The organism is Variovorax sp. MPBD4-3 (assembly GCF_058809745.1).
The window spans coordinates 25886-48183 of the sequence record NZ_JBXASW010000044.1; the positions used below are offsets into that span (position 1 = coordinate 25886).

At 67.4% G+C, this 22298-nt stretch carries 23 protein-coding genes and 1 pseudogene; 10 read left to right on the plus strand and 14 right to left on the minus strand.

All coding sequences use genetic code 11. The annotated features are described in order from the left end of the window. Positions 1-493 precede the first annotated feature (493 nt). On the plus strand, positions 494-1423 hold the full coding sequence (locus AC1RVW_RS22190) for a YcjF family protein (RefSeq protein WP_493202544.1): 930 nt from the start codon (positions 494-496) through the stop codon (positions 1421-1423). A gap of 117 nt (positions 1424-1540) precedes the next feature. On the opposite strand, the gene cueR is transcribed toward AC1RVW_RS22190, so the two are convergent. Beyond that, entirely contained in the window at positions 1541-1942 is a 402-nt protein-coding gene (cueR, locus tag AC1RVW_RS22195) for a Cu(I)-responsive transcriptional regulator (RefSeq protein WP_285413805.1), read from the minus strand. Next, positions 1939-2136 carry a heavy-metal-associated domain-containing protein gene (locus AC1RVW_RS22200; protein ID WP_081269753.1) on the minus strand — a complete coding sequence of 66 codons (198 nt, stop codon included), beginning with the start codon at positions 2134-2136 and terminating at the stop codon, positions 1939-1941. Before AC1RVW_RS22200 ends, cueR begins: the two co-directional genes overlap by 4 nt. 132 nt (positions 2137-2268) lie before the next feature. Here AC1RVW_RS22200 and AC1RVW_RS22205 point away from each other — a divergent pair, with 132 nt between their 5' ends. Beyond that, entirely contained in the window at positions 2269-4506 is a 2238-nt protein-coding gene (locus AC1RVW_RS22205) for a heavy metal translocating P-type ATPase (RefSeq protein ID WP_493202546.1), read from the plus strand. Between the two features lie 10 nt (positions 4507-4516). Here the strand turns inward: AC1RVW_RS22205 and AC1RVW_RS22210 are convergent. The 5 genes and pseudogenes from AC1RVW_RS22210 to AC1RVW_RS22230 form a co-directional block, all read right to left on the minus strand. Next, positions 4517-5011, minus strand: a pseudogene (locus tag AC1RVW_RS22210) (GNAT family N-acetyltransferase); the annotation flags it as partial. A 54-nt stretch (positions 5012-5065) separates the two neighbouring features. After that, complete coding sequence (locus AC1RVW_RS22215) at positions 5066-6196, minus strand: sterol desaturase family protein (RefSeq protein WP_493202548.1); 1131 nt, start codon at positions 6194-6196, stop codon at positions 5066-5068. A 35-nt stretch (positions 6197-6231) separates the two neighbouring features. Beyond that, positions 6232-7515 carry a beta-ketoacyl-[acyl-carrier-protein] synthase family protein gene (locus tag AC1RVW_RS22220; protein WP_493202550.1) on the minus strand — a complete coding sequence of 428 codons (1284 nt, stop codon included), beginning with the start codon at positions 7513-7515 and terminating at the stop codon, positions 6232-6234. After that, positions 7512-7817, minus strand: a complete 306-nt coding sequence (locus AC1RVW_RS22225; RefSeq protein WP_106936266.1) for a phosphopantetheine-binding protein — start codon at positions 7815-7817, stop codon at positions 7512-7514. Before AC1RVW_RS22225 ends, AC1RVW_RS22220 begins: the two co-directional genes overlap by 4 nt. 34 nt (positions 7818-7851) lie before the next feature. Beyond that, the gene (locus AC1RVW_RS22230; RefSeq protein WP_081269747.1) at positions 7852-8712 is read right to left on the minus strand and encodes an alpha/beta hydrolase; all 861 of its coding nucleotides are present in this window, start codon (positions 8710-8712) and stop codon (positions 7852-7854) included. A 137-nt stretch (positions 8713-8849) separates the two neighbouring features. Here AC1RVW_RS22230 and AC1RVW_RS22235 point away from each other — a divergent pair, with 137 nt between their 5' ends. Together AC1RVW_RS22235 and AC1RVW_RS22240 are read left to right on the plus strand one after the other, a co-directional pair. Beyond that, on the plus strand, positions 8850-9539 hold the full coding sequence (locus tag AC1RVW_RS22235; RefSeq protein WP_081269746.1) for a response regulator transcription factor: 690 nt from the start codon (positions 8850-8852) through the stop codon (positions 9537-9539). 7 nt (positions 9540-9546) lie between these two features. Beyond that, complete coding sequence (locus tag AC1RVW_RS22240) at positions 9547-10941, plus strand: sensor histidine kinase (RefSeq protein WP_081269745.1); 1395 nt, start codon at positions 9547-9549, stop codon at positions 10939-10941. Positions 10942-10967: 26 nt separating this feature from the next. Here the strand turns inward: AC1RVW_RS22240 and gloA2 are convergent, their stop codons facing one another. From gloA2 to gstA, 7 genes are all read right to left on the minus strand, one after another. Continuing rightward, on the minus strand, positions 10968-11735 hold the full coding sequence (gene gloA2 / locus AC1RVW_RS22245; RefSeq protein WP_493202553.1) for an SMU1112c/YaeR family gloxylase I-like metalloprotein: 768 nt from the start codon (positions 11733-11735) through the stop codon (positions 10968-10970). After that, positions 11732-12193: a GNAT family N-acetyltransferase gene (locus tag AC1RVW_RS22250; RefSeq protein ID WP_493202555.1), complete on the minus strand. Its 462-nt coding sequence runs from the start codon at positions 12191-12193 to the stop codon at positions 11732-11734. The genes gloA2 and AC1RVW_RS22250 overlap by 4 nt, the downstream gene beginning before the upstream one ends. Then, positions 12190-12675, minus strand: coding sequence for a RidA family protein (locus AC1RVW_RS22255; protein WP_493202556.1), 486 nt, complete (start codon positions 12673-12675; stop codon positions 12190-12192). The genes AC1RVW_RS22250 and AC1RVW_RS22255 overlap by 4 nt, the downstream gene beginning before the upstream one ends. Positions 12676-12817: 142 nt before the next feature. Then, positions 12818-13921 (minus strand): alkene reductase, encoded by a 1104-nt coding sequence (locus tag AC1RVW_RS22260; protein WP_081269741.1) that lies wholly within the window; start codon positions 13919-13921, stop codon positions 12818-12820. Between the two features lie 85 nt (positions 13922-14006). Continuing rightward, entirely contained in the window at positions 14007-15815 is a 1809-nt protein-coding gene (locus AC1RVW_RS22265) for an acyclic terpene utilization AtuA family protein (protein WP_493202558.1), read from the minus strand. Beyond that, the gene (locus AC1RVW_RS22270) at positions 15812-16594 is read right to left on the minus strand and encodes an enoyl-CoA hydratase/isomerase family protein (protein ID WP_493202560.1); all 783 of its coding nucleotides are present in this window, start codon (positions 16592-16594) and stop codon (positions 15812-15814) included. The genes AC1RVW_RS22265 and AC1RVW_RS22270 overlap by 4 nt, the downstream gene beginning before the upstream one ends. A gap of 155 nt (positions 16595-16749) precedes the next feature. Next, entirely contained in the window at positions 16750-17358 is a 609-nt protein-coding gene (gene gstA / locus AC1RVW_RS22275) for a glutathione transferase GstA (RefSeq protein WP_081269738.1), read from the minus strand. Between the two features lie 184 nt (positions 17359-17542). On the opposite strand from gstA, the gene AC1RVW_RS22280 reads away from it, so the two are divergent. The 6 genes from AC1RVW_RS22280 (at position 17543) to AC1RVW_RS22305 (ending at position 22289) form a co-directional block, all read left to right on the plus strand. After that, a complete protein-coding gene (locus AC1RVW_RS22280; RefSeq protein WP_013538518.1) occupies positions 17543-17728 on the plus strand; it encodes a DUF1328 family protein in 186 nt (61 codons plus the stop codon). A gap of 3 nt (positions 17729-17731) precedes the next feature. Then, complete coding sequence (locus AC1RVW_RS22285) at positions 17732-17878, plus strand: hypothetical protein (RefSeq protein WP_172839905.1); 147 nt, start codon at positions 17732-17734, stop codon at positions 17876-17878. Between the two features lie 10 nt (positions 17879-17888). After that, positions 17889-18776, plus strand: a complete 888-nt coding sequence (locus AC1RVW_RS22290; protein WP_493202563.1) for a transglutaminase-like domain-containing protein — start codon at positions 17889-17891, stop codon at positions 18774-18776. Positions 18777-18950: 174 nt separating this feature from the next. Beyond that, positions 18951-20897 (plus strand): tRNA uridine-5-carboxymethylaminomethyl(34) synthesis enzyme MnmG, encoded by a 1947-nt coding sequence (gene mnmG, locus AC1RVW_RS22295; RefSeq protein ID WP_106936261.1) that lies wholly within the window; start codon positions 18951-18953, stop codon positions 20895-20897. Next, on the plus strand, positions 20894-21535 hold the full coding sequence (gene rsmG / locus AC1RVW_RS22300; RefSeq protein WP_493202565.1) for a 16S rRNA (guanine(527)-N(7))-methyltransferase RsmG: 642 nt from the start codon (positions 20894-20896) through the stop codon (positions 21533-21535). Before mnmG ends, rsmG begins: the two co-directional genes overlap by 4 nt. 139 nt (positions 21536-21674) lie before the next feature. Further along, on the plus strand, positions 21675-22289 hold the full coding sequence (locus AC1RVW_RS22305; protein ID WP_081269734.1) for a LysE family transporter: 615 nt from the start codon (positions 21675-21677) through the stop codon (positions 22287-22289). Positions 22290-22298: the final 9 nt, after the last annotated feature.

The following is a 22298-nucleotide window of genomic DNA, read 5'->3' on the forward strand; positions in this document are numbered from 1 at the left end:
TTTTTTCGGGCGAGGCCTGTCCCTTTCCCATCTTCTTATTCTTCTTATTCAAATTAGTAGTAGTAGATAAGGGTTGCCCACCTCTGTGGACATGCCGCTTTTCTCGTTATGCGACAACGACTTGTCATGCCCGTGTCACTGTGCGCAGCCGCGCTTCTGGGCTGTACCTGGCAAATGAACAACTTTGGGTAACCCGGCAGCGCTGTGGATAACCGATGGCTTGTGCCAGAACTGTCCCCAGAGTTGTCCTTTGACACCCCTTCGGAAATCTGCGAAAGACGTTTTTCGGGCAGGGTAATCCATTGCGCAAAAATAAGGCAGTCTGTAGATTCCTTTTGAAAATCAACAACTTGCAACGTCCCTACACAGAAGCTCCAACGTTATCCACAGAGTTGCTCAAGTTTTGTGGGGAGAACGTGCCCGAGGAGGCCGCGCCGTTGCCGGCAAGAAAAACACAGCCCTTCTTCACATTGCAAATTACGAAATATCAAAAATGACACCTTCTGAAACACAGGCCATCGTGACCCTCAGCCTGCTGGCGGCCTTCGTCGACGGCGAAAAACACGAACGCGAACGCGCAGAGATCAAGCGGATCGCGGAGGGCCTGTCCCAGGCCGACGGCGTGAACCTGCCGACGCTCTACCAGGACGTGCTGATGAAGCGGGTGTCGCTGGCATCGGTGGCGGGTGAGCTGAAGAGCACCGAGTCGCGGCAGCTCGCCTACGAGATGGCGGTGTGCGTGTGCGATGCCGACGGCGCGCAGTCGGATTCCGAGCGCATGTTCCTGGCGGACGTGCGCACCTCGCTGGGGCTGGGTGCCTCGGCCGCCGGTTTCTCGCAGCAGGTGGAAGAAATCGCGGCGGTGCCGGTGGCGGCAACGGCGGTGGCCACCGCCGCGAATTCACCCGACGGCGCCGAACTCGACAAGACCATCCTGAACGCCGCCATCCTCAACGGCGCGCTCGAACTGCTGCCCGAGACGCTGTCGACGATGGCGATCATTCCGCTGCAGATGAAGCTGGTCTACCGCATCGGCCAGGCGCACGGCTACCAGCTGGACAGCGGCCACGTCAAGGATTTCCTGGCCACGGTCGGCGTGGGCCTGACTTCGCAGTACCTGGAACAGGCCGGGCGCAAGCTGCTCGGCGGCTTGCTCGGCAAGGTGGGCGGCGGGCTGTTGCGCGGGCTGGGCAACCAGGCCGTGAGTTCGGGGATGAGCTTCGCCTCGACCTATGCGCTGGGGCATGTGGCCAAGCGCTACTACGCCGGCGGCCGCACGCTGTCGGCCCAGATGCTGAAGGACGCGTTCTCCGGCGTGGTGAAGGAAGGGCAGAGCCTGCAGACGCAGTACCTGCCGGCCATCCAGGAGAAGGCCCGCACGCTGGATGCGGGCAAGGTGCTGTCGCTGGTGCGGGGCGCCTGACTGGGGCGCTCCCCCAGGCTTCGCGCACTTCGTGTCGCTTCTCCTCCCCCCTCGCCGGGGGCAACACCGGCGGCCCGGCAAAGCCGGTTCCGCGGTGTTTCTGGAAGAGAGCGTTTGCTAGGGCTTGCCCAGGTCGTCGAGGATCGGGCAATCCGGCCTGGCGTCCCCGTGGCAGCAGTGGACCAGGTGGGCCAGCGTGTTGCGCATCGACTGCATGTCGGCAATGCGCTGTTCGAGTTCGCCGAGGTGCTTTTCGGCGATGCGCTTCACGCTCGCGCTGGCGCGCCGGCGGTTGTGCCACAGCCCCACCAGCTCCGAGATTTCCTCCATCGAGAAGCCGAGGTCGCGCGAGCGCTTGATGAAGCGCAGCGTGTGGATGTCGGCGTCGTCGTACTGGCGGTAGCCGCTCTCGGTGCGTGCCACCGCCGGCAGCAGGCCCAGGCCTTCGTAGTGCCGGACCATGCGGGCCGACACGCCGGAGCGCTGCGCCGCTTCGCCGATGGCGACGTGGCCTGTCATTGCTGGACGGCGTAGCCCGCGTTCTCGATCGCGGCCACGATGTCCTTGCGCGGCTGGTCGCTCAGCACGTCGACGTGGCCGGTGGGGAGATCCACCGTCACCTGCGCTTCGGGGTCGACCGTCTGCACGGCGTTCTGCACCGCGTTCACGCAGTGGCCGCAGCTCATGCCCGTGACCTGGAATTTCTGGCTCATCGTCTTTGCTCCTGTTGAAATGATCGGGAAGAGGATGCAAGTCTGAACCCTCTCACGATGTCAATGTCCAGCGAAGGGGTTCTGAAAGTATCCGCTTGACCTTGCCACGGTGTGAGGCTTTAGCCTTGGCACATGGAAAATTCACTGCAGCAACCCCGGACCACGCTGGACCTCTCGGTCGGCGGCATGACCTGCGCTTCATGCGTGATGCGTGTCGAGCGCGCGCTCAAGAACGTACCCGGCGTGCAGGACGTGAGCGTGAACCTCGCGACCGAATCGGCGCGGATCGTGGCAGCGCCGGGCGACGACATCGACCTGCGCGTGCGCCGCGCGGTGCGTGCCGCGGGCTACGAACCGCGCGTGGCGGCAAGCGCGGCCGACGAAGCCGCGGCGCTGTCGCCCTGGCACGGCTTCGGCCCGGTTGCCGCCGGCCTGCTGCTGTCGATTCCGCTGATGGCGCCGATGGTCGGCAGCCCGTTCGGGCAAGACTGGATGCTGCCGCCCTGGGTGCAGCTGCTGCTTGCCGCGCCGGTGCAGTTCTGGCTCGGCGCGCGCTTCTACCGCGCGGGCTGGCATGCCGCGAAGGCACGCACCGGCAACATGGATCTTCTGGTGGCGCTGGGCACCAGCGCGGCCTTCGGGTTGTCGCTGTGGCTGTGGTGGCGCGCGGCCGCCGGAGAGCATGCCGGCCACGGAGAAATGCCGCATCTGTATTTCGAGGCTTCGGCCGTGGTGATCACGCTGGTGCTGCTCGGCAAGTGGCTCGAGGCGCGCGCCAAGCGCCAAGCCACGTCGGCCATCCGTGCGCTGCAGCAGTTGCGCCCCGAGGTCGCCCACCTGGTCGGCGCGCGTGGCAAGGAAAGCGATGTGCCGCTGGCCGAAGTGATGGTCGGCGACCACCTGGTGGTGCGGCCCGGCGAACGCGTGCCGGCGGATGCGCGCGTGGTCGAGGGGCAGTCCGAAGTCGACGAGTCGATGCTCACCGGCGAGCCGCTGCCCGTGCCGAAGGGCCCCGGCGATGCATTGACGGGCGGCGCCGTGAACGGCGACGGCCGCATGGTGATCGAGGTGAGCGCGGTGGGTGCCGAGAGCGTGCTCGCGCGCATCATCCGGCTGGTCGAAGACGCGCAGGCGGCGAAGGCGCCGATCCAGCGGCTGGTGGACAAGGTCGCGGCCGTGTTCGTGCCGGTGGTGCTGGTGATCGCGCTCGTCACGCTGGCTGGCTGGCTGCTTGCGGGCGCGGGCATCGAGACGGCACTCATCCATGCGGTGGCGGTGCTGGTCATCGCTTGCCCGTGTGCCCTCGGTCTCGCGACGCCGGTGGCGGTGATGGCCGGCACCGGGGTGGCGGCAAAGCACGGCATCCTCATCAAGGATGCGCGCGCGCTTGAAATCGCCCACCGCGTCGACACGGTCGCCTTCGACAAGACAGGCACGCTGACGCTGGGCCGTCCCGTGTTGACCGAATTGCTGCCGGTGGCCGGTGCCATCGAGGCAGAAGACGAGTTGCTGGCGGTCGCTGCCAGCCTGCAAGGCGGCAGCGAGCATCCGCTCGCGAAGGCGGTGCTGGCCGCTGCCGCACAGCGCAATCTGCAGGCTCCGGCGTTGAGCGCGATGCAGGCCATGCCGGGCCGCGGCGTGCGTGGCGATGTGGACGGCGCCACCTGGGCCATTGCCAGCCTGCGCTGGTGCCGCGAACTCGACGCCATGCCCGAAGCGGCGGATGTCGATCGCCTGCAGGCCAAGGGCGCAACGGTCTCCGCGCTGCTGCGTTTCGACGAGGCCGGCGCGGCGCATGTGCAGGCGCTGCTGGCTTTTGCCGACGAACCCAAGCCGCAGGCCGCCGAAGCCATTCGCACCCTGCGTGCGCGCGGCCTGCGCGTGGTGATGATCTCGGGCGACAACCTGCGCGCCGCGCAAGCGATGGCGGCGCGGCTGGGTATTGCCGCGGGAGATGTCCGCGCCGACGTGCTGCCGGCCGACAAGGCCGCGCAGGTCGCCGCCCTGAGAAAGAACGGACACGTGGTGGCCATGGTCGGCGACGGCGCCAACGACGCGCCCGCGCTGGCGGCGGCCGATGTCGGCATCGCGATGGCGCCTTCGGGTGGCGGCACCGACGTGGCCATGGAAGCCGCCGGCATCACGCTGATGCGCGGCGACCTTGCGCTGGTGGCGCAGGCCTTCGAACTCTCGGGCCGCACGGTCTCGAAGATCCGGCAGAACCTGTTCTGGGCCTTTGCCTACAACGTGGCCGGCATTCCGCTCGCGGCCTTCGGCCTGCTGAGCCCGGTGGTGGCCGGCGCGGCGATGGCGCTGTCGAGCGTGAGCGTGATGGCCAATGCGCTGCTGCTGCGGCGCTGGAAGCCTTGACGCAGCTTTTTCAATCGATGAGCAGCGCCATGACGTGGTCGTCGATGGCCTCCGCGTCGCCGGCGCGCTTGTAGAACTTGCGCAGCGTGCCTTCGCGCTCGAAGCCGAGCTTTTCGTAGAAGCGCAGCGCCGGCGCGTTGTCGCTTTCGACGATGAGCTCGATGCGCTTGACGCCGGCCGACCTGAGCCGGTCGATGGCGTCGGTCACCATCGCCAGCGCAATGCCCTGGCCGTGCAACGCGGGATCGACCGCGAGCGTGCCGAGGCTGGCGACGTGCCGCACTCGACCGGGGTAGCGCGCGGCGCGATAGAAGCCCGCGATGCGTCCGCCGCGCTCGTAGACGAAGAAATCGCGGCCATCGAGCAGTTGCCGGTAGATGTCGCGGAAGTCTTCCAGCGGCATCGGGTCGTAGCCCAGGTAGGGCACGACCTTCTCGTGCATGTAGAGGGCGAAGACGGTGTCGATGTCTTCAGGAGTGGCGAGCCTGCGCATGGTGTTTTCTTGCCTGCTTCGGAGCGATGGAAGCGCCGAGCATAGCCAGTGGGCGCGGTGCGCCCTTCAGCTGGCGAGCAGTGCCGCCGAGACCGCCAGCAACGCGGCCTGCGCGCACCAGGCCCAGCGCAGGCGCAGTTTCGAATCGAGCACCGCGCCGATGGACCAGAAGCCGCCGACCGCCAGCGCGAGCAGCGCCAGTCCGGTCTGGAAGGCCAGGTCGTCGGCGCGCCACAGGAATGCCAGCGTCACGCCGACCCAGCATGAGAAGTGGAGCGCGGCCGAAGCGACCTGCGCACGCGTCAGTCGGGGGTCGTGGATGCGCATGGCTTCTTCCAGGGAAAACGGTGCCTCCGGAAAGCGTGCCGCCACGTCGGCCGGCCGCCAGCCCGGCGGCTTGAACCACACGGCGATCTTGTCCTGCCAGCGCCGCGTGTGCCAGGCGTCGCGCAGCAGCGGCGCATAGGGTCCGACGATGGCGCGCAGCGGATCGAAGCTCGCGAGCGCCTTGCGCGTGCCGTACACGCAGCGTTCGGTTTCTTCGGCGAAGGTGCCGAACATGCGGTCCCATATCACCAGCATGCCGCCGTAGTTGCGGTCGACGTAGCCGTCGTTCACCGCGTGGTGCACGCGGTGGTTGGACGGCGACGAGAACACCCGGTCGAACCAGCCGAGCTTGCCGATGTGCTCGGTGTGGATCCAGAACTGGTAGACCAGCACGATCAGCCCCGCAAGGCCGAACTGCTCGGGCGGCACGCCGACCACCGCCATCGGCAGGTAGAAGGCCCAGCCCAGGAAGGCCACGGTGCTTTCCTGCCGCAGCGCGGTGGAGAAGTTGAACTGCTGGCTCTGGTGGTGCACCGAGTGCGCGGCCCAGAACACGGCGGACTCATGGCCCGCGCGGTGCAGCCAGTAGTCGAAGAAGTCGAACAGCACCACGGCCAGGATCCAGCCGATGGCGCTGTCCCAGAAGTCCGGCCGGGTCCAGATCGCGACGAACGGATAGACCATCGCGTACAGGCCGATCTGGAAAAGCTGGGTGCAGACCGCGAGCGCCTGGCTCAGCAGGCCCTGGCTCAGGCTGCCGAGCGTGTCGCTGAAACGGTAGGTGTTGCGCCGCTTGAGCCAGCCCCAGGCGAACTCGCACGCCATGAGCAGCGCGAACACGGGCACGACGAAGACGACCAGCCGATGCACCGCGTTCGATTTTTCAGGAAGTGCTCAGCGAATCTTCAGCGTTCCGACGCGCGGCCGGCCACGATGACCGCGTTCGTGCCGCCGAAAGCGAAGGAATTGGACAGCGCATAGCGGATTCCCTTGGCCTCGCGCGCCTCGCCCTGGACGAAATCCAGGTCGAAGGCGGCGTCCGGTGTCTGCAGGTTGGCGATGGGCGGCAGTGCCTCCCGGGCCAGTGCGCGCAGCGCCGCGATGAGTTCGATGGCGCCGCCGCCGCCGAGCACGTGGCCGTGGATGGCCTTGGTGGCGCTCACCGGCGTGGCCTTGCCGAACACTTCGCGGATCGATGCCGCCTCGGCGGCGTCGCCGGCCGATGTGGCGGTGCCGTGGGCGTTGATGTGGCCCACGTCGCAGGCTTCGATGCCGGCGTCGCGCAGCGCGGCGCGCATGGCGCGCACCTGGCCGGCGGTGTCGGGGTTGGTGATGTGCGTGCCGTCGCAGTTGGTGGCGTAGCCGGCGAGCACGAAGGGCGCGGCACCGGCGCCGCGGGCGGCCGCGTGCGCTTTGGATTCGAGCACCAGCGCGGCCGCGCCTTCGCCGATGGCAAAGCCCGCGCGGTCGCCGGAGAACGGGCGGCAGGCGGAGGAGGGCGCGTCGGCCGGCGGCGGCGCCATCACGCGCATCGCGTGCCAGCTGGCCATCACGCCGGGCGTGAGCATGGCGTCATGGCCGCCGACGATGGCGACGTCGATCCAGCCGCCGCGGATGGCGCGCATGGCTTCGCCGATGGCCACGGCCGACGAGGCGCAGGCACAGGCGTAGGCGATGGCCGAGCCGCGAGCGCCGAAGTGCAGCGCGAGCTCCGCCACGGCGGCGTTGGGCATCACGGTGAGCACGGTCGTCGGGCGCATGCGGCGCTGTTCGCCGTAGAGCGCGCTGGTGGTGCTGTCGAAGGTGCCGGCGCCGGCCAGGCCGCTGCCCCAGAAGATGCCAAGGCGGTCGCGGTCGATGGTCTCCAGGTCGAGCCTGGCTTCGGCGGCGGCGTCCTGTGCGGCGGCCAGGGCCATGGCCGTGCCGCGGTCCAGCGGCAGGCGCGAGGTGCTGCGCACGCCGTTCGATTCGAAATCGCAGGCGGCGACGGCAAGCTCCATCGTGTCCATGCCCTTGATCTCGAGCTTCTGCGCGCGAACCGCAGAGCGGCCGGCGAACAGGGCGTCGTCGAAGTCCTCGACGGTGCGGCCGATGGGCGTGATGAAACCGAGGCCGCTCACGCGCACCGGCGCGGATGCGGCGCGCGCTGCCGAAGCGGCGAGCACGGCGTGGGCGGCTCCGCTGCTCATGCCGGGACTTCGGCCGGTTGCGCGGGCCTGGCGGCGGCGGTGCCGCTGCTTTCCGCGTCGATCACTTCGCACAGGCGCTGCAGCGTGATGCCGGCTTCGCGCGGGTCGAGGCGGTCTTCGGGAATGCGCAGGTGGAAGGCGTCTTCGACCGCGAAGACGAACTCCATCAGCGCGAGCGAATCGAGGCCGAGGTCGGACAGCGCGGTGGCGGGCGAGATGGCTGAGCGCTCGACCTTGAAGTCGGTCTCGAGGATCGTCGCGATGCTGTTGAAGGTGGGCGAAGAGGCGTCGGAATAAGACATGGGGATGCTTTCCTTTCAGGCGTGGGCAGGCAGATCAGGCGTACAGGGGATGCTCGGGCATCGTGCCATGGGCCACGGCGTCGGCAAAAGACACTGTTTCACGTACCACCTGTTGACGGTCGTTGTCGATTGTGATCATGTGGTAGCTGTTCGCGACCACCACCGTGCGGAATGCGCGGCACCGCAGGCCGCGCGCGAGGATGTCGAGGTTGGCCACGCTGGCCACTTCGTCCTGCTGGGCATGCAGTGCGAGCACGTTGTCGCATTGCACGCTGTTGAGGTTGCGGCGCACGTGGCGGATGAGGCGGTCGTGTTCGCGCAGGTGGCCCACGCCGATGACCGAGCTGCCCGCGCGCGACACCTTGCGGTGGCGCAGCTCGCGCTCGATCCAGGCGCGCACGCGTTCGTTCTTCACGCCGTAGGGCGGGCGCTCGCGGTATTGCCACAGCCGGCCCAGCGGCGTGTAGAAGGCCAGCGGCAGCAGGAACTGCGTGCGCGGAATGGCCCAGCCGTCGAAGCGCAGCGTGGTCGACATGAGCACCAGCGCGTCGACGTCCGCGCCGCATCGGATGGCCGCGCCCAGCGCGAGCGATGAGCCGGCGGAAATGCCGATGAGCATCACGCGGTCGTGCTGCGCGCGCAGCGCCTTGACCTCGGCCTGTATGGCATCGATCCAGCGTTCGAACGGCGCGGCATGCTGCAGCGGCGCGGCGGCATCGAACGAGTAACCCTCTATCGACAGCGGATGCACCGGGTAGCCGCGGCTGCGCAGTGCCGATTGCACGGTCAGCAACTCGTCAGGCGTGCTGCACAGGCCATGCAGCAGGACCACGGCGGTGCGTTGCACCTCGGGAGGCACCACGCTCAGCTGATCGGAGGGTTCGCGCGCACTCATCGTGTTGCGCCGGCCATGAAAATGGCCCGTGGTTCATATTGCTGTCGTATGCTCATGTTGCGTTTATCGCTGGAGCGACTGACCGGCTGCTGACCCGTCATTCGCAAGGGCAGATTACCCCCAACCATTCAAACACCATGCGAATTCTGCTTGTCGAAGATGACGCCGTTCTGCGCGATGTCATGGTCCGCAGCCTTGCGGACGCGGGCCACCGGGTCGACGTTTCGACCAACGTCGAAGATGCCGACCATCTCTGGCGCGTGCAGCCCTTCGATGCGGTGCTGCTCGACCTCAACCTGCCGGCCACTGCCAGCCCCACCAGCGGGCTGGCCAGCGGCCTCACCGCGCTGCGCCAGGCACGCGCGCGCGGCGACCGCACGCCGGTGCTGGTGCTGACCGCGCGCGGCCGGACCGAAGAGCGCATTGCCGGCCTCGACGCCGGCGCCGACGACTACCTCGGCAAGCCCTTCGACCTGGCCGAAGTCGAAGCCCGCCTGCGCGCGCTGGTGCGCCGCGCCAAGGGCACCGAAGACATCGTGCTGCTGGGCCAGCTCAAGCTCGACCGCAAGGCACGCCGCTTCTCCACCAACAGCGGTCCGCTCGACCTGCCTGCGCGCGAGTTCGAAGTGCTGTGGGAGCTCATGAGCCCGCCCGGCCGCACCGTGAGCAAGCGTGCGCTGTCCGACAAGCTCTCGAGCTTCGACGAATCGCTCGGCGACAACGCGCTCGAGGCCTTCATCTCGCGCCTGCGCAAGAAGCTGCAGGGCACCGGCGCGAGCATCCGCACGCTGCGCGGCATCGGCTACCTGCTCGAAGCCGAGGCGTGATCCGAGCGTGACCGGCGAGACCGCAGAACAGCAACAGGCCACGCAGCGCGCGCCTTCGCTCACGCGGCGCGTGCTGCGCAACGTGCTGGTGCCGCTGGCGCTCACGTGGATGGTGGGTGCCGTCATCGCGCTGGTCATCGCCAACTATTTTTCGGAGCAGGCCTTCGACCGCGGCATGCTCGACGACGCGTATGCGCTGTCGGCCAACGTGCAAGCCGGCGAACGCGGCATCGAGCTGCTGCTGACCCCGCGCGAAGTGGCCACGGTGCTGTTCGACCAGGTCGACAAGGTGTACTTCGCGGTGCAGCGGCTCGACGGCACGCTGATCTCGGGCCAGTCCGGCCTGAGCGCGCCGCTGCCTATGGACGGCTCGCGCTACCGCTTCTCCGACATCGACTACGAAGGCAGCGCGTTGCGCGCGGTGGTACTCGAGCATGACGCCGAGCCCGACCTCAGCATGCCCTACCGCGTGATCATTGCGCAGACCACGCTGAGCCGGACCGCGCTGGTGCGCCAGCTGCTCGGCTATGCGCTGGCACCACAGATCCTGCTGCTGGTGCTGCTCGCGATCTGGCTCTGGTACGGCATTCGCAGCGACCTGCGGCCCTTGGGCGACCTGCAGCGCGCGCTCGACCGCCGCGACGTGCACGACCTGTCGCCGGTGCAGGTGGCGCAGACCTCGCGCGAGCTCCAGCGCCTGGGCAATGCGGTCAATTCGCTGTTCGAACGCCTGGGCCAGAGCGTGCAGGCGCAGCGCGAGTTCGTGGGCAACGTGGCGCACGAGCTGCGCACGCCGCTGGCGGGCATTCGCGCGCTGGCCGAATACGGCCTTGCGCAGCACGACACCAACGTGTGGCGCGAGCAGCTCGAGCGCGTGTCCGAACGGCAGGCGCGGGCGAGCCACCTGATCGACCAGCTGCTCGCGCTGGCGCTGGCCGAAGAGGCGCGCACCGAACTCAAGCGCGTGCCGGTGCGGCTCGACGTGCTGGCCGAGCAGACGGTGCTGCGCCACCTCGCGCGCGCCGATGCGCGCGGCGTCGACCTCGGCGCGCGCGGCCTCGACGACGGCGTGGTGGTGTATGCCAACGAGGCGCTGGTGGAGGGCATCCTCGACAACCTGATCGACAACGCGCTGCGCTATGGCGGGAGCACCATCACGGTCGAGCTGGCGGGCCGCACGCTGAGCGTGATCGACGACGGACCGGGCATTCCGATCGAAGCGCAGCGCGACCTGATGCAGCGCTGGGCGCAGGGCCCGGCCGGCGAGAAGCTGGGGCAGGGCTCGGGGCTGGGGCTGTCGATCGTGTCGCGCTATGCGGAGCTGCTGGGCGCCGAGCTGCGGCTCGAAGTCGCCGAGCCGACCGGCCTGCGCGTGAGCGTGGCGTTCGGCGAAGTGGCCTGAACCGACCCGCTCCGCCGCGCGTTCGCTCAGCGCGAGAGCGGCGTGCCCTGGTGGAACGCCATGCGCCAGCGGCCATGCCGCCGTCGCCACAGCGAGCTGCGCAGTGAATCCGCGGCGGGCCTTTCGGGAATGGCTTCGCGGTGCACGCGGTAGGTGACCAGCGCCACGTCGGGCGCCATGCGCAGCACGCGAAAGTCCGTCATCGTGCGCCGCGAAAAAGTCTCGTCGCGCAGCGCTTCGATGATGGCGGGCCGCGTCCATGTTTCGCCCGACACGCCGAGTTCATGGAAGCCGTCGTCGAGCAGTTCTTCGAGCTGTGCGGCGTTCGCGCGCACCTCGCGCAGGTGCAATGCGCCTTCGAGTTTCAGCAGCAGCGCATCGAGCTCTTCGGCGGGTGCGGCTTCGTAGAGCTCCAGCGGCAGGCCGTCGGGATCGGCGAAGAAGGTGAAGCGACGACCGGTGTACTCGTCGGTGCGCAGCGGTTCCACGGCAATGCCCTGCGCCGTGAGTTCATCGGCGGCGGCCTGCACGTCGTGCACTTCGAAAGACAGATGCCGCAGGCCCTGCGCCTCTGGTCGCGTGAGGCGCGCGGGTGCGCCGGGAAAGGAGAAGAGTTCGATCTGCGAGCCATCGGGCAGGGCCAGGTCGAGCTTGTATGAATCGCGTGCGGCGCGATGGTTTTCGGCGACCACGCGCAGGCCCAGCACCTCGGTGTAGAAGTGCCTGGACACCGCGTAGTCGGCGCAGATGATGGCGGCGTGATGGATGCGTTCGAGCTGCATGGCAATGCTCATCTCAATGGCTTGCGCAGGAACACGCGGGTGCGTTGTTCGAGCGCGAGGCGCTTGTACTCGACGTACCCGATGCGCTCGTAGAGCGCGCGGTTCTCGGTCATCTTCTCGTTGGTGAAGAGGTAGATCGAATCATGGCCCTGCCGCATCGCTTCGCGTTCCGCCAGCTCCAGCAGCGCGCGGCCGACGCCCGTGCCCTGGTGCTGCGGGCGCACCGCGATCACGTCGATCAGGAAGCCTTCTTCGGTGACGTCGAGCACCAGCGCGGCGACGGTCTGTGCGTCTTGCGTGGCGACCCAGACCTGCGCATTTTCGATGGCAACTCCGTAGTCCCTGGTCATCGGCAACGGCGTGAGGCCAAGGCGCGGAATGTAGTGGCGAAAGGCTTCCACAGCGCATTCGGTGATGGAAGCGGCATCGGCCGCATCGGCGCGCCGAAGGGTCCAGCGTCTGTCGTTCACGGCTCGAACTCCACCTCGCCTTCGATCTCCACCGGGATGTTGAACGGCAGTTCCGCCATGCCCACGGCGCTGCGCGCATGCATGCCGATTGCCGGGCCGAAGAGCTCGAGGATCAGGTCGGAGAAGCCGTTGATCACGGCCGGCTGCCTGTCGAAGCCAGGTGCCGAGGCCACCATGCCGAACACCCGCGTCCATGCGGTGATGCGGTCGAGATCGCCGATGGCACGCTGCAGGCTGCCGAGCATCGCAAGCGCGGTGAGCCGTGCGGCCGCATACCCCTGTTCGACCGTGAGCTCGCGGCCCAGCTTGCCGAGCGGCGTGGCGATGGTGCCATCGGCATTGAGCGGCCCGTGGCCCGAGATGAAGGCGCGCCGGCCCAGCACGCGCACGAAGGCAAAGGGCAGCACCACACCCGGTGGCGGCGTGATGGTGGGTGGCAGCACGAGGCCGAGCGCGGCGAGTTTGTGTTCGATGTGGGCCATGGATGTGCGCGCGGCGGGGAGAAAGAGAAGGCGAAAGGCCCGCGGCGCGAGCGCCAAGCGTACGGGCTGGCGGGCGCACGCGCAAATCGGCCCGTGCACGCCAACGGATTGCACGGGCCGTGGAAGGACCGACCAGCGGGACTCAGGCCAGCGCCGGGTAGTCCGTGTAGCCCTTGGCGCCGCCGCCGTACATGGTGGCCTTGTCCAGTTCGTTCAGCGGTGCGTTCTCGCGCAGGCGGCGCACCAGGTCGGGGTTCGAGATGAAGGGCTTGCCGAAGGCCACGAGGTCGTCGCCTTCCTTCACCGCTTCTTCGGCCAGCGGGCGGTCGTAGCCGTTGTTGACCATCCACGCGCCCTTGCCGCCGGCTTCGCGGTAGGCGGCCTTGAGGGCTTCGTAGTCGAAGGGGCGGTCTTCGATTTCGCGCGGGCCGCCGGTGGCGCCTTCGATGATGTGGATGTAGGCCAGGTTGAGCTGCGCGAGCTGCTTCACCACGTATGTGAACAGCGGCTGCGGGTCGCTGTCGTGCGCGTCGTTGGCGGGCGTGACGGGCGACAGGCGGATGCCGGTCTTGCCGCCGCCGACCGCGTCGACCACGGCGCGGGTGGTCTCCAGCAGCAGGCGGGCGCGGTTCTCGATGCTGCCGCCGTAGTCGTCGGTGCGCTTGTTGCTGCCGTCCTTCAGGAACTGGTCAAGCAGGTAGCCGTTGGCGCCGTGGATCTCGACGCCATCGAAACCGGCCGTCTCGACCGCGCTGCGTGCGGCCACCGCATAGGCGTGCACGATGCCCGGCAGTTCGCCGGCGTCGAGCGCGCGCGGCTCGGAGGTCTCGACGAAGGTCGGCACGCCGTCCTTGATGAGCACGGTCTTGGTCTTGGCGGTGATGGCCGAGGGCGCCACGGGCTTGCCGCCACCGGGTTGCAGTTCGGTGTGCGAGACGCGGCCCACGTGCCACAGCTGCACGACGATCTTGCCGCCCTTGGCGTGCACGGCGTCGGTCACGCGCTTCCAGGCGTCGAGCTGCTCGGTGCCGTAGAGGCCGGGCACGTCGGAGTAGCCCTGGCCCTGGTGGCTGATGGCGGTGGCCTCGGTGATGAGCAGGCCGGCGGTGGCGCGCTGGGCGTAGTAGGTGGCGGCGATGTCGGGCGGAATGGCGTTGGGCGAGCGATTGCGCGTCAGCGGCGCCATCACGATACGGTTGGCGAGCTTGAGGTCGCCGGCCTGGACGGGGTCGAAGAGGGTGGACATCGTGTGGTTGGAGGCAAAGTTGAAACAGGCGCAAGGCTAAGCGCCCGGCCTCAACCCTGCTGCCGTACGGTTGTCCGGATTGATGCTATGCAAGCAGCGCCAGCAACGCCGGGCTCGCGCGCAGGGGCATGGCGAGCAGGATCTGCCCCATGCCCTTGCCGAGCGGGTCGTTGCGCAGCGAGGCCATGCCGCCGCCGCCCAGCGCCTGTTCGCAGACGAAGTTGAAGGCGCCGATGCCCGGCACGTCGTAGCGCGTGACGCGACCCTTGACGAGGTGGGAAAGCCACTCGGCGACGCGCGCCTCGCTCAGCTGTTCGCGCAGCAGTTCGAGCAGTGCGGGGTGGCGCGCGATGACGCCGATATTCGAGGTGTCGCCCTTGTCGCCGCTGCGGGCCCAGGCCAGGCGGATCAGGGGTACTTCGACGGTGTCCTGCGCTGGCGTCGTCGTCGTTTGTTCGGCTCTGGCAGGCTGTCGGACGGGTAAGGTGGGCGACGGTGGTGTTTCGGTGCGGGGCAGGTCGATGCGTTCACCGTCGATGGTCACGCCTGCCTCGACCATCGATTTGTCGAGCAGGAACGCGTACTGCCGTATCGACGGCGAAACCGACGCGCGCCCGCCTCCCGCGCCCGTGGTGCCCGGTGCCCACGAGGTGCCGGCGGGCGCCACTTCGCGCGCGAACAGCTCCAGCGCCTCCTTGCGCGGATGCGTCACCGCGAGCCGCAGCACCGCCTCGCGCGTCTGCAGGGCCTGGGCATGCGGGCCGTAGCACGACTCCGCGCCCAGCACCTCGAGATGCGTCGCGCTGTAGGGACCGAAGCCGCTCTGCTCGAACAGCGCGCCCGTGCGCGCGAGGATCGCCTCGCCGGTGCGCCGGGCCTTGGCCACCGCGTCGAAGCCCACGATGGTGAGTTGCGCCGACGTCCTGAAGCCGTCGACGTAGGTGGCGCTGACCTTGTAGCTCGCGGTCGGCGCATGGCCGCGCGCGCCGTGCACGCGCACCCGGTGCTCGCCGGCCTGCGCGATGCGCACCTGCGTGAAATCGGCCACCACGTCGGGCAGCAGGTAGGCGGCGGGGTCGCCGATTTCGTAGAGCATCTGCTCGCCCACCACGGCGGGCGTGAGCTTGCCGCCGGTGCCCGCGGGCTTGGTCACGACGAAGCTGCCGTCGGCGCTGCATTCCACGATGGGATAGCCGATGTTCGGCCAATCGGGCACGGTGTCCCAGTCGGTGTGCAGGCCGCCGGTGGCCTGGCAGCCGCATTCGATGATGTGGCCGGCGAGGCTGCCGGCGGCGAGCAGGTCGAAGTCGCTCGGCCGCCATTTGAATTCATGCATGAGCACGCCCAGCGTGACGGCCGAATCGACGCAGCGGCCGGTGATGACCACCTGCGCGCCGGCATCGAGCGCGGCCTGTATCGGCCGTGCGCCCAGGTAGGCGTTGGCGGTGAGCACGCGTTCCGGCAGCGCGGCGCCGCTCTGCAGTTCGCGCACCGGCGTTTGCGACTGGCGCAGCTGCGGCAGCAGGGGGGACACGTCATCGCCGCTCACCACCGCGATCTTCAGCGCGATGCCTTGTTCGGCGGCGAGTGCCGCCAATGCGTCGGCGCAGCCTTGGGGGTTCACGCCGCCTGCGTTGCTCACCACGCGGATGCCCTGTTTCACGACGTCCTTCAGCACCGCTTTCATCGCCACCGAGACGAAGTCGGTCGCGTAGCCCAGCTCGGGTTTCTTGAGCCGCGCGCCCGCGAGGATCGACATCGTGAGTTCGGCCAGGTAGTCGAACACGAGGTAGTCGATCTGCCCGCTGCGCACGAGCTGCGGCGCGCCGACGCTGCTGTCGCCCCAGAAGCCCGAGGCGCCGCCGATGCGGACGATGCGTTGTTTGTCGTTCATCGGCCGCTCCACCGTGGCTTGCGTTTCTCGCGGAAGGCGAGTTGCCCTTCGGCCGCGTCCTCGGTCAGGGCGAACAGGCCGATCTGGCTTTCGGTGAAGGCCATCGATTCCTCGAAGGCCATGGTCTCGATCTTCTTCATGGTGTAGAGGCCGCGCCGGATGGCGGCGGGCGATTTGTCGAGCATGCGGCCGAGCAGCCAGTCGACGCTCTCGTCGACGTCGTCGCTCACGCGGTTGACGAGCCCGAGGCCGAGCGCCTGCGCGGCGGTGATGGGCTCGCCGGTGATGCACATCTCGGCCAGCACGCGGCGCGGCAGCAGGCCGCCGAGCACGCTGAGCACCTGCGCGGGGAAGAGGCCGACCTTCACCTCTGGCAGGCCGAACACGGCATGGCTGCCGGCCACGGCCATGTCGCACATCGCCATGAGCCCCATGCCGCCGGCCATGCAGGCGCCGTTGACGCGCGCGATCAGCGGCACGGTGGATTGGCGGGCCTGGCGGAACAGGTTGGCGAAGCCCTGGTAGGGCGCGGCGTAGTCGAACTTGAAGGAAGAGCCGGTCTGCAGGTCGGCGCCCGCGCAGAAGGCGCGCGTGCCGGCACCGGTGATGACCACGGCGCGCACCGCGCTGTCGTCGTTGGCGCGGCGAAGCGCATCGCCCAGGCCGGCGAGCACGGCGCCGCTGATGGCGTTGCGGCGCTCTTCGCGCTCGATGGTGAGCCACATGACGGGCCCGCGCATCTCTTCGCGCAGTTCGACGGGTGGAGGGGTTTCGGGCATGGCGCGGTTCCTTCTTCGGGGCTTCTGTCTTCTTCTGAAGCGATGCCCTGAGAGTGGCCCGAAAAAAAAGCCGCGGCATGCGGCTTGTGGCTGAAAGCAGGCCGGGTTTTCCCTGGGAGTCGCCCGGCCGTGTTGCTTCTTCTGCGTTCTTCGGCTTACTTCAGAAGGCCTTCAGCCTTCATTGCTTCCTGCACCGCGGGGCGGGCGCCGACACGCGCGTGCCAGGCCTGCAGGTTGGGGTAGCCCGAGATATCCACGCCGGTGGGCTTGGACCAGTTGGTGACGGTGAACAGGTAGCCGTCGGCCACGCTGAAGGTGTCGCCCATCAGGTACTGCTTGCCGGCCAGCTCGCTTTCGAGCCACTTGAAGCGCGAGGCCAGCTTTTCCTTGGCGATGTTCTTGGCTTCTTCCGGCATGGCCGGGTTGAACAGCGGGCTGAAGCCCTTGTGGATCTCGGTGCCGATGAAGGTCAGCCATTCCTGCAGGCGGTAGCGCTGCATGGTGCCGGCGGCTGGCGCGAGGTTCTTGGTGGGAGCGAGGTCGGCGATGTACTGCAGGATGGCCGGGCCTTCGCGCAGGCGGGTGCCGTCGTCGAGTTCGAGCATCGGCACGTAGCCCAGCGGGTTGATGCCGTAGTAGTCGGTGCCGTCTTGCAGCTTGTGGCTCTTGGTGCTTGCCAGCACGGGCTCGAAGGCGAGACCGGCTTCGTGCATGGCGATGTGGGGAGACAGCGAGCAGGCGCCCGGCGAGTAATACAGCTTCATTCGAAATAACTCCAATGGATTGGCGAGGTGTGATTGTTCTGGGAGACCACGGCGGATGCTAGCGGGTTTGGCGGCGTCGCGTTTTTGTCCTACGGCGGCTTGCGCGAGGCGACTATCGGGCGCCGCCACGGCGGTTTCTAAGCTCCTGCGCACGGCGGGCAAGGCACCGCTGAAGGAGTCTTGAATGTTGAAGTACGCGATCATTTTTGCCGTCATCTCCCTGGTGGCCGGCCTGTTGGGCTTCGGTGGCGTGGCCGCTGGCGCTGCCGGCATTGCCAAGCTGCTGTTCGGCCTGTTCCTGGTGCTGGCGGTGCTGTTCGTGGTGCTGGCGGCTCTGGGGGTGGGTGCCGTGAAGAAAGCGCTGGACTGACCCATGCTGCGCAACAAACCCCGGTGGCCGCAGGCGCGGTCGCTGGGCTGGCTTCTGCAGAGTCCGGCGCATCGCGTGCTGCGTGTGCTGCTCGTGACGCAGGCTCACTGGCAATTGCCCGAACACCGTTCGCGTCGACGACGCACCTGAAGAGAAACCCATGCACATCTCCCACATCGACGCGCAGCTCGACTACGAGGTCGTCGCGCCGGCGCACATGCTGCTCAACATCGAGGCGGCGCGGGCGGGCGCGCAGGCGTTGGTCAGCGAGGAACTGACCATCGAGCCGCCGACCGAGATGCAGGTGTTCTGCGACGAAGGCAGCGGCAATCGCTTCATCCGCTTCGACGCGAAGCCCGGCCCGCTGAAGATCAGCTACAAGGCCACGGTGCAGCGCGCACATGTGTTGGTGCCGCCCGATCTTCGCGAAGTGCCGGTGAACGAGGTGCCGGACGAAGTCCTGCACTACATGATGCCCACGCGCTACTGCGAATCGGACCTGATGTCGCGCTGCGCGCAGCAGCTCTTCGGCGACCTGCCCCCGGGCATCGGCCGGGTGCAGGCGATCGTCGACTGGATCCACGAAAGCATCGCCTACGAGCCGGGCAGCAGCGACTCGACCACTACCGCGCGCGAGGTGTTCGTGGAACGCGCCGGCGTGTGCCGCGACTTCGCGCACCTGGGCATCACCTTCTGCCGTGCACTCAACATTCCGGCGCGGCTGGTGGTGGGCTATGTGTGGTTCGACGAGCCGCCTCAGGATTTCCACGCCGTGTTCGAGGCTTGGCTGGGCGGGCAGTGGGTGCTGTTCGACCCCACCCGCATGGCACCGGTCGACCGGCTGGTGCGCGTGGGCACGGGACGCGACGCGAAGGACGTGGCGTTCTGCACGATCTTCGGCAACGTGCGCATGACCGACAAGAAGCTCGTGATCCGCGAACTGCAGGACGAAAGCCTCGAGCCGCCGAAGCCGCCGCCGCCCTCGGGTGAGCTGGTGGGCATAGAGAAGCCCGTGCCGGTGGTCCAGGTGGAAGAAGTCACCGGCTGACGGGATTTGTTTGCTATAAAATCTATAGCAATCTATCTAGTTATTGTGGGTATTCGGGGCTGATTTGGCATGGCCCTCTAGCTTGTCCACACAGCGGGCGCGAGACGGCACCGGCGATTAAAATCGGTGCCCCTTTTGCGCCGCGCACGCGTCAGTTGTGCGCCCCCATTCCAAATGCTGTACCCCGAAGAATTCGACGTGATCGTCGTCGGCGGTGGCCACGCCGGCACCGAAGCCGCGCTCGCCGCCGCGCGCATGGGCGCCAAGACGCTGCTGCTCTCCCACAACATCGAGACGCTTGGGCAGATGAGCTGCAACCCCTCGATCGGCGGCATCGGCAAGGGCCACCTGGTGAAAGAGGTCGATGCGCTCGGCGGCGCGATGGCGATTGCCACCGACGAAGCCGGCATCCAGTTCCGCATTCTCAATTCGAGCAAGGGCCCGGCCGTGCGTGCGACGCGTGCGCAGGCCGACCGCGTGCTCTACAAGGCGGCCATTCGCCATCGCCTGGAGAACCAGCCAAACCTGAGCCTGTTCCAGCAAGCGGTCGACGACCTGATGGTGGAGGGCGATCGCGTGGTGGGCGCCGTCACCCAGGTGGGTATTGCTTTCCGTGCGCGCACGGTGGTGCTCACTGCGGGGACTTTCCTTGACGGCCGCATTCACGTCGGCTTGGACAACTATCAGGCGGGTCGTGCGGGCGATCCGCCGGCGGTGAGCCTGTCGGCGCGTCTCAAGGAACTGAAGCTGCCGCAGGGCCGCCTCAAGACCGGCACGCCGCCGCGGCTCGATGGCCGCAGCATCGATTTCTCGAAGTGCACCGAGCAGCCGGGCGACGGCATGCCTGGTGGGGCAGGGCCGATGCCGGTGTTCAGCTTCATGGGCCGTACGGACATGCATCCGCGGCAGATGCCTTGCTGGATCACCCATACCAACGCGCGCACGCACGACATCATCCGCTCGGGCTTCGACCGCAGCCCGATGTTCACCGGCAAGATCGACGGCGTCGGTCCGCGCTATTGCCCGAGCGTGGAAGACAAGATCAACCGCTTCGCCGACAAGGAAAGCCACCAGATCTTCCTGGAACCCGAAGGCCTGACGACCAACGAGTACTACCCGAACGGAATCTCGACCAGTCTGCCGTTCGACATCCAGTACCAGCTGGTGCGCTCGATGCCCGGCCTGGAAAACGCGCACATCCTGCGGCCGGGCTACGCCATCGAGTACGACTACTTCGATCCGCGCGAGCTCAAGAGCAGCTTCGAGACCCGTTCGGTCAAGGGCCTGTTCTTCGCCGGGCAGATCAACGGCACGACCGGTTATGAAGAGGCGGCGGCCCAGGGCCTGTTTGCAGGCATCAACGCTGCGCTGCAATGCCGGGGCGAAGATGCCTGGCTGCCGCGCCGTGATGAAGCCTATCTGGGCGTGTTGGTCGATGACCTGATCACGAAGGGCGTGACCGAGCCCTACCGCATGTTCACCAGCCGTGCCGAGTTCCGGCTGCAGCTTCGCGAAGACAACGCCGACATGCGCCTGACCGAAACCGGCCGCAAGCTGGGCTTGGTGGACGATGCGCGCTGGGATGCTTTCAGCCGCAAGCGCGATGCTGTTTCACGTGAAACAGAGCGGCTCAAGTCGATCTGGGTGAACCCGCGAAACCTGCCTGCCTCCGAGTCGGAGCGCGTGCTGGGCAAGGCCATCGACCATGAATACAACCTGGCCGATCTGCTGCGCCGCCCTGATGTGAACTACGAGACGCTCATGTCGCTGGACGGTAGCAAGTACGCCGCCCCGGTGGCGCTGAGCGAAACAGAGATCGAGCAGATCGAAATTTCGGCCAAGTACTCGGGCTACATCGAGCGCCAGCACGACGAAGTGGAGCGTGCCGCGCATTTCGAGAACCTGAAGTTGCCGGCTGACTTTGACTACGGGCAGGTCAAGGCGCTGAGCTTCGAGGTGCGGCAGAAGCTGGACAAGCACCGCCCGGAGACGCTGGGACTGGCCTCGCGCATCTCCGGCGTGACGCCCGCTGCGATCTCGCTCTTGATGATCCATCTGCGCAAAGGCGGCCACAAAGCCTTTGCCCGCGATACTGCCACCACGGAAGCTGCCGCCGAATGACGGCGCCGATCGATACGCTGCGCACAGGCGCGGCTGCCATGGGCGTGACCCTGTCCGATCAGCAAGGCGAGCGGTTGCTGGCCTACGGCAACTTGATGCTCAAGTGGAACAAGGTCTACAACCTGACCGCTCTGCGCGATCCGGCGAGCGTACTCACGCACCATCTGCTCGACAGCCTGGCTGCCATCTCACCGCTGCAGCGCGAGTGGGAAGGGAAGGGCAAGTTGCTGGACGTGGGTTCGGGCGGCGGGTTGCCGGGTGTCGTGATCGCGATCATGCGCCCCGACATCGACGTCAGCTGCCTCGATGCCGTGGCCAAGAAGGCCGCTTTCGTCCAGCAGGTGGCAGCAGAGCTCGAGCTGCCGAACCTGCGCGGCCTGCACGCACGGGTCGAGTCGCTCGTGGGAAGCTATGACGTCATCAGCTCGCGCGCGTTCGCGTCGCTGCCTGATTTCTTCAATGGCTCGGTGCATCTGATGGCGCCCGGCGCCGTATGGCTTGCCATGAAGGGCAAGGTGCCGAGTGACGAGCTCGCGGCATTGCCGAAAGGCGTTGCAGTGTTTCACGTGGAACAACTGACGGTTCCCGGCCTGGATGCCGAGCGCTGCATCGTCTGGGCACGCAAAGAATCCGCCTGAACGGGCGCCTCGATTCACGAAAAGAAACGCCGACACCGGCAAAAGCCGGTGCTCGAACGGCCTTCACGGCATCGTGCTCGCTTAGACTCGATGCCTCCCCTCTGGTCTCTCCCCGGCTCGCTTTTTCGAGGCAAAACCCATGTTCGGCATTGCTGACTACGGCGCATTCGTCGTCGCCATCATCCTTTTCCTCCTGATTCCCGGCCCGGGCAACCTGGCGCTGATCACTTCGACCAGCAAGGGCGGAATCCGGGGCGGCCTGGGAGCAACGGCCGGGGTGATTCTGGGCGACCAGTGCCTGATGTGGGCCGCCGTCGCAGGTGTATCGGCAGTGCTGGCCGCGTATCCTGCCGCGTTCAAGGCGGTGCAGTGGCTGGGCGCCGGCTATCTTGGCTGGCTGGGCATCAAGATGCTGCTGGCCAAGCCGGGCTCCGCACCCATCCTCAACATCAAGCCCAGCCATTTCCTGCGCCAGGCCTTCACCATCACCTTGCTGAATCCCAAGGCGATCGTGTTCTACATGGCCTTCTTTCCGCTGTTCGTGGATCCGACCCGTCACCAGGGCCTGGTCACCTTTGGCGCAATGGCCATCACCATCGCCGTGCTCACGTTCCTCTACGGCCTGACTTCCACGCTGCTTACGCACTTCCTGGCCGAGCGCATCCGCGCCAATCCACGCATCTCCACCACGCTCGAGAAGCTGGCCGGCACCTTCCTGATCGCCTTCGGCATCAAGCTCGCGATTTCCCGCTGATCGACCCCT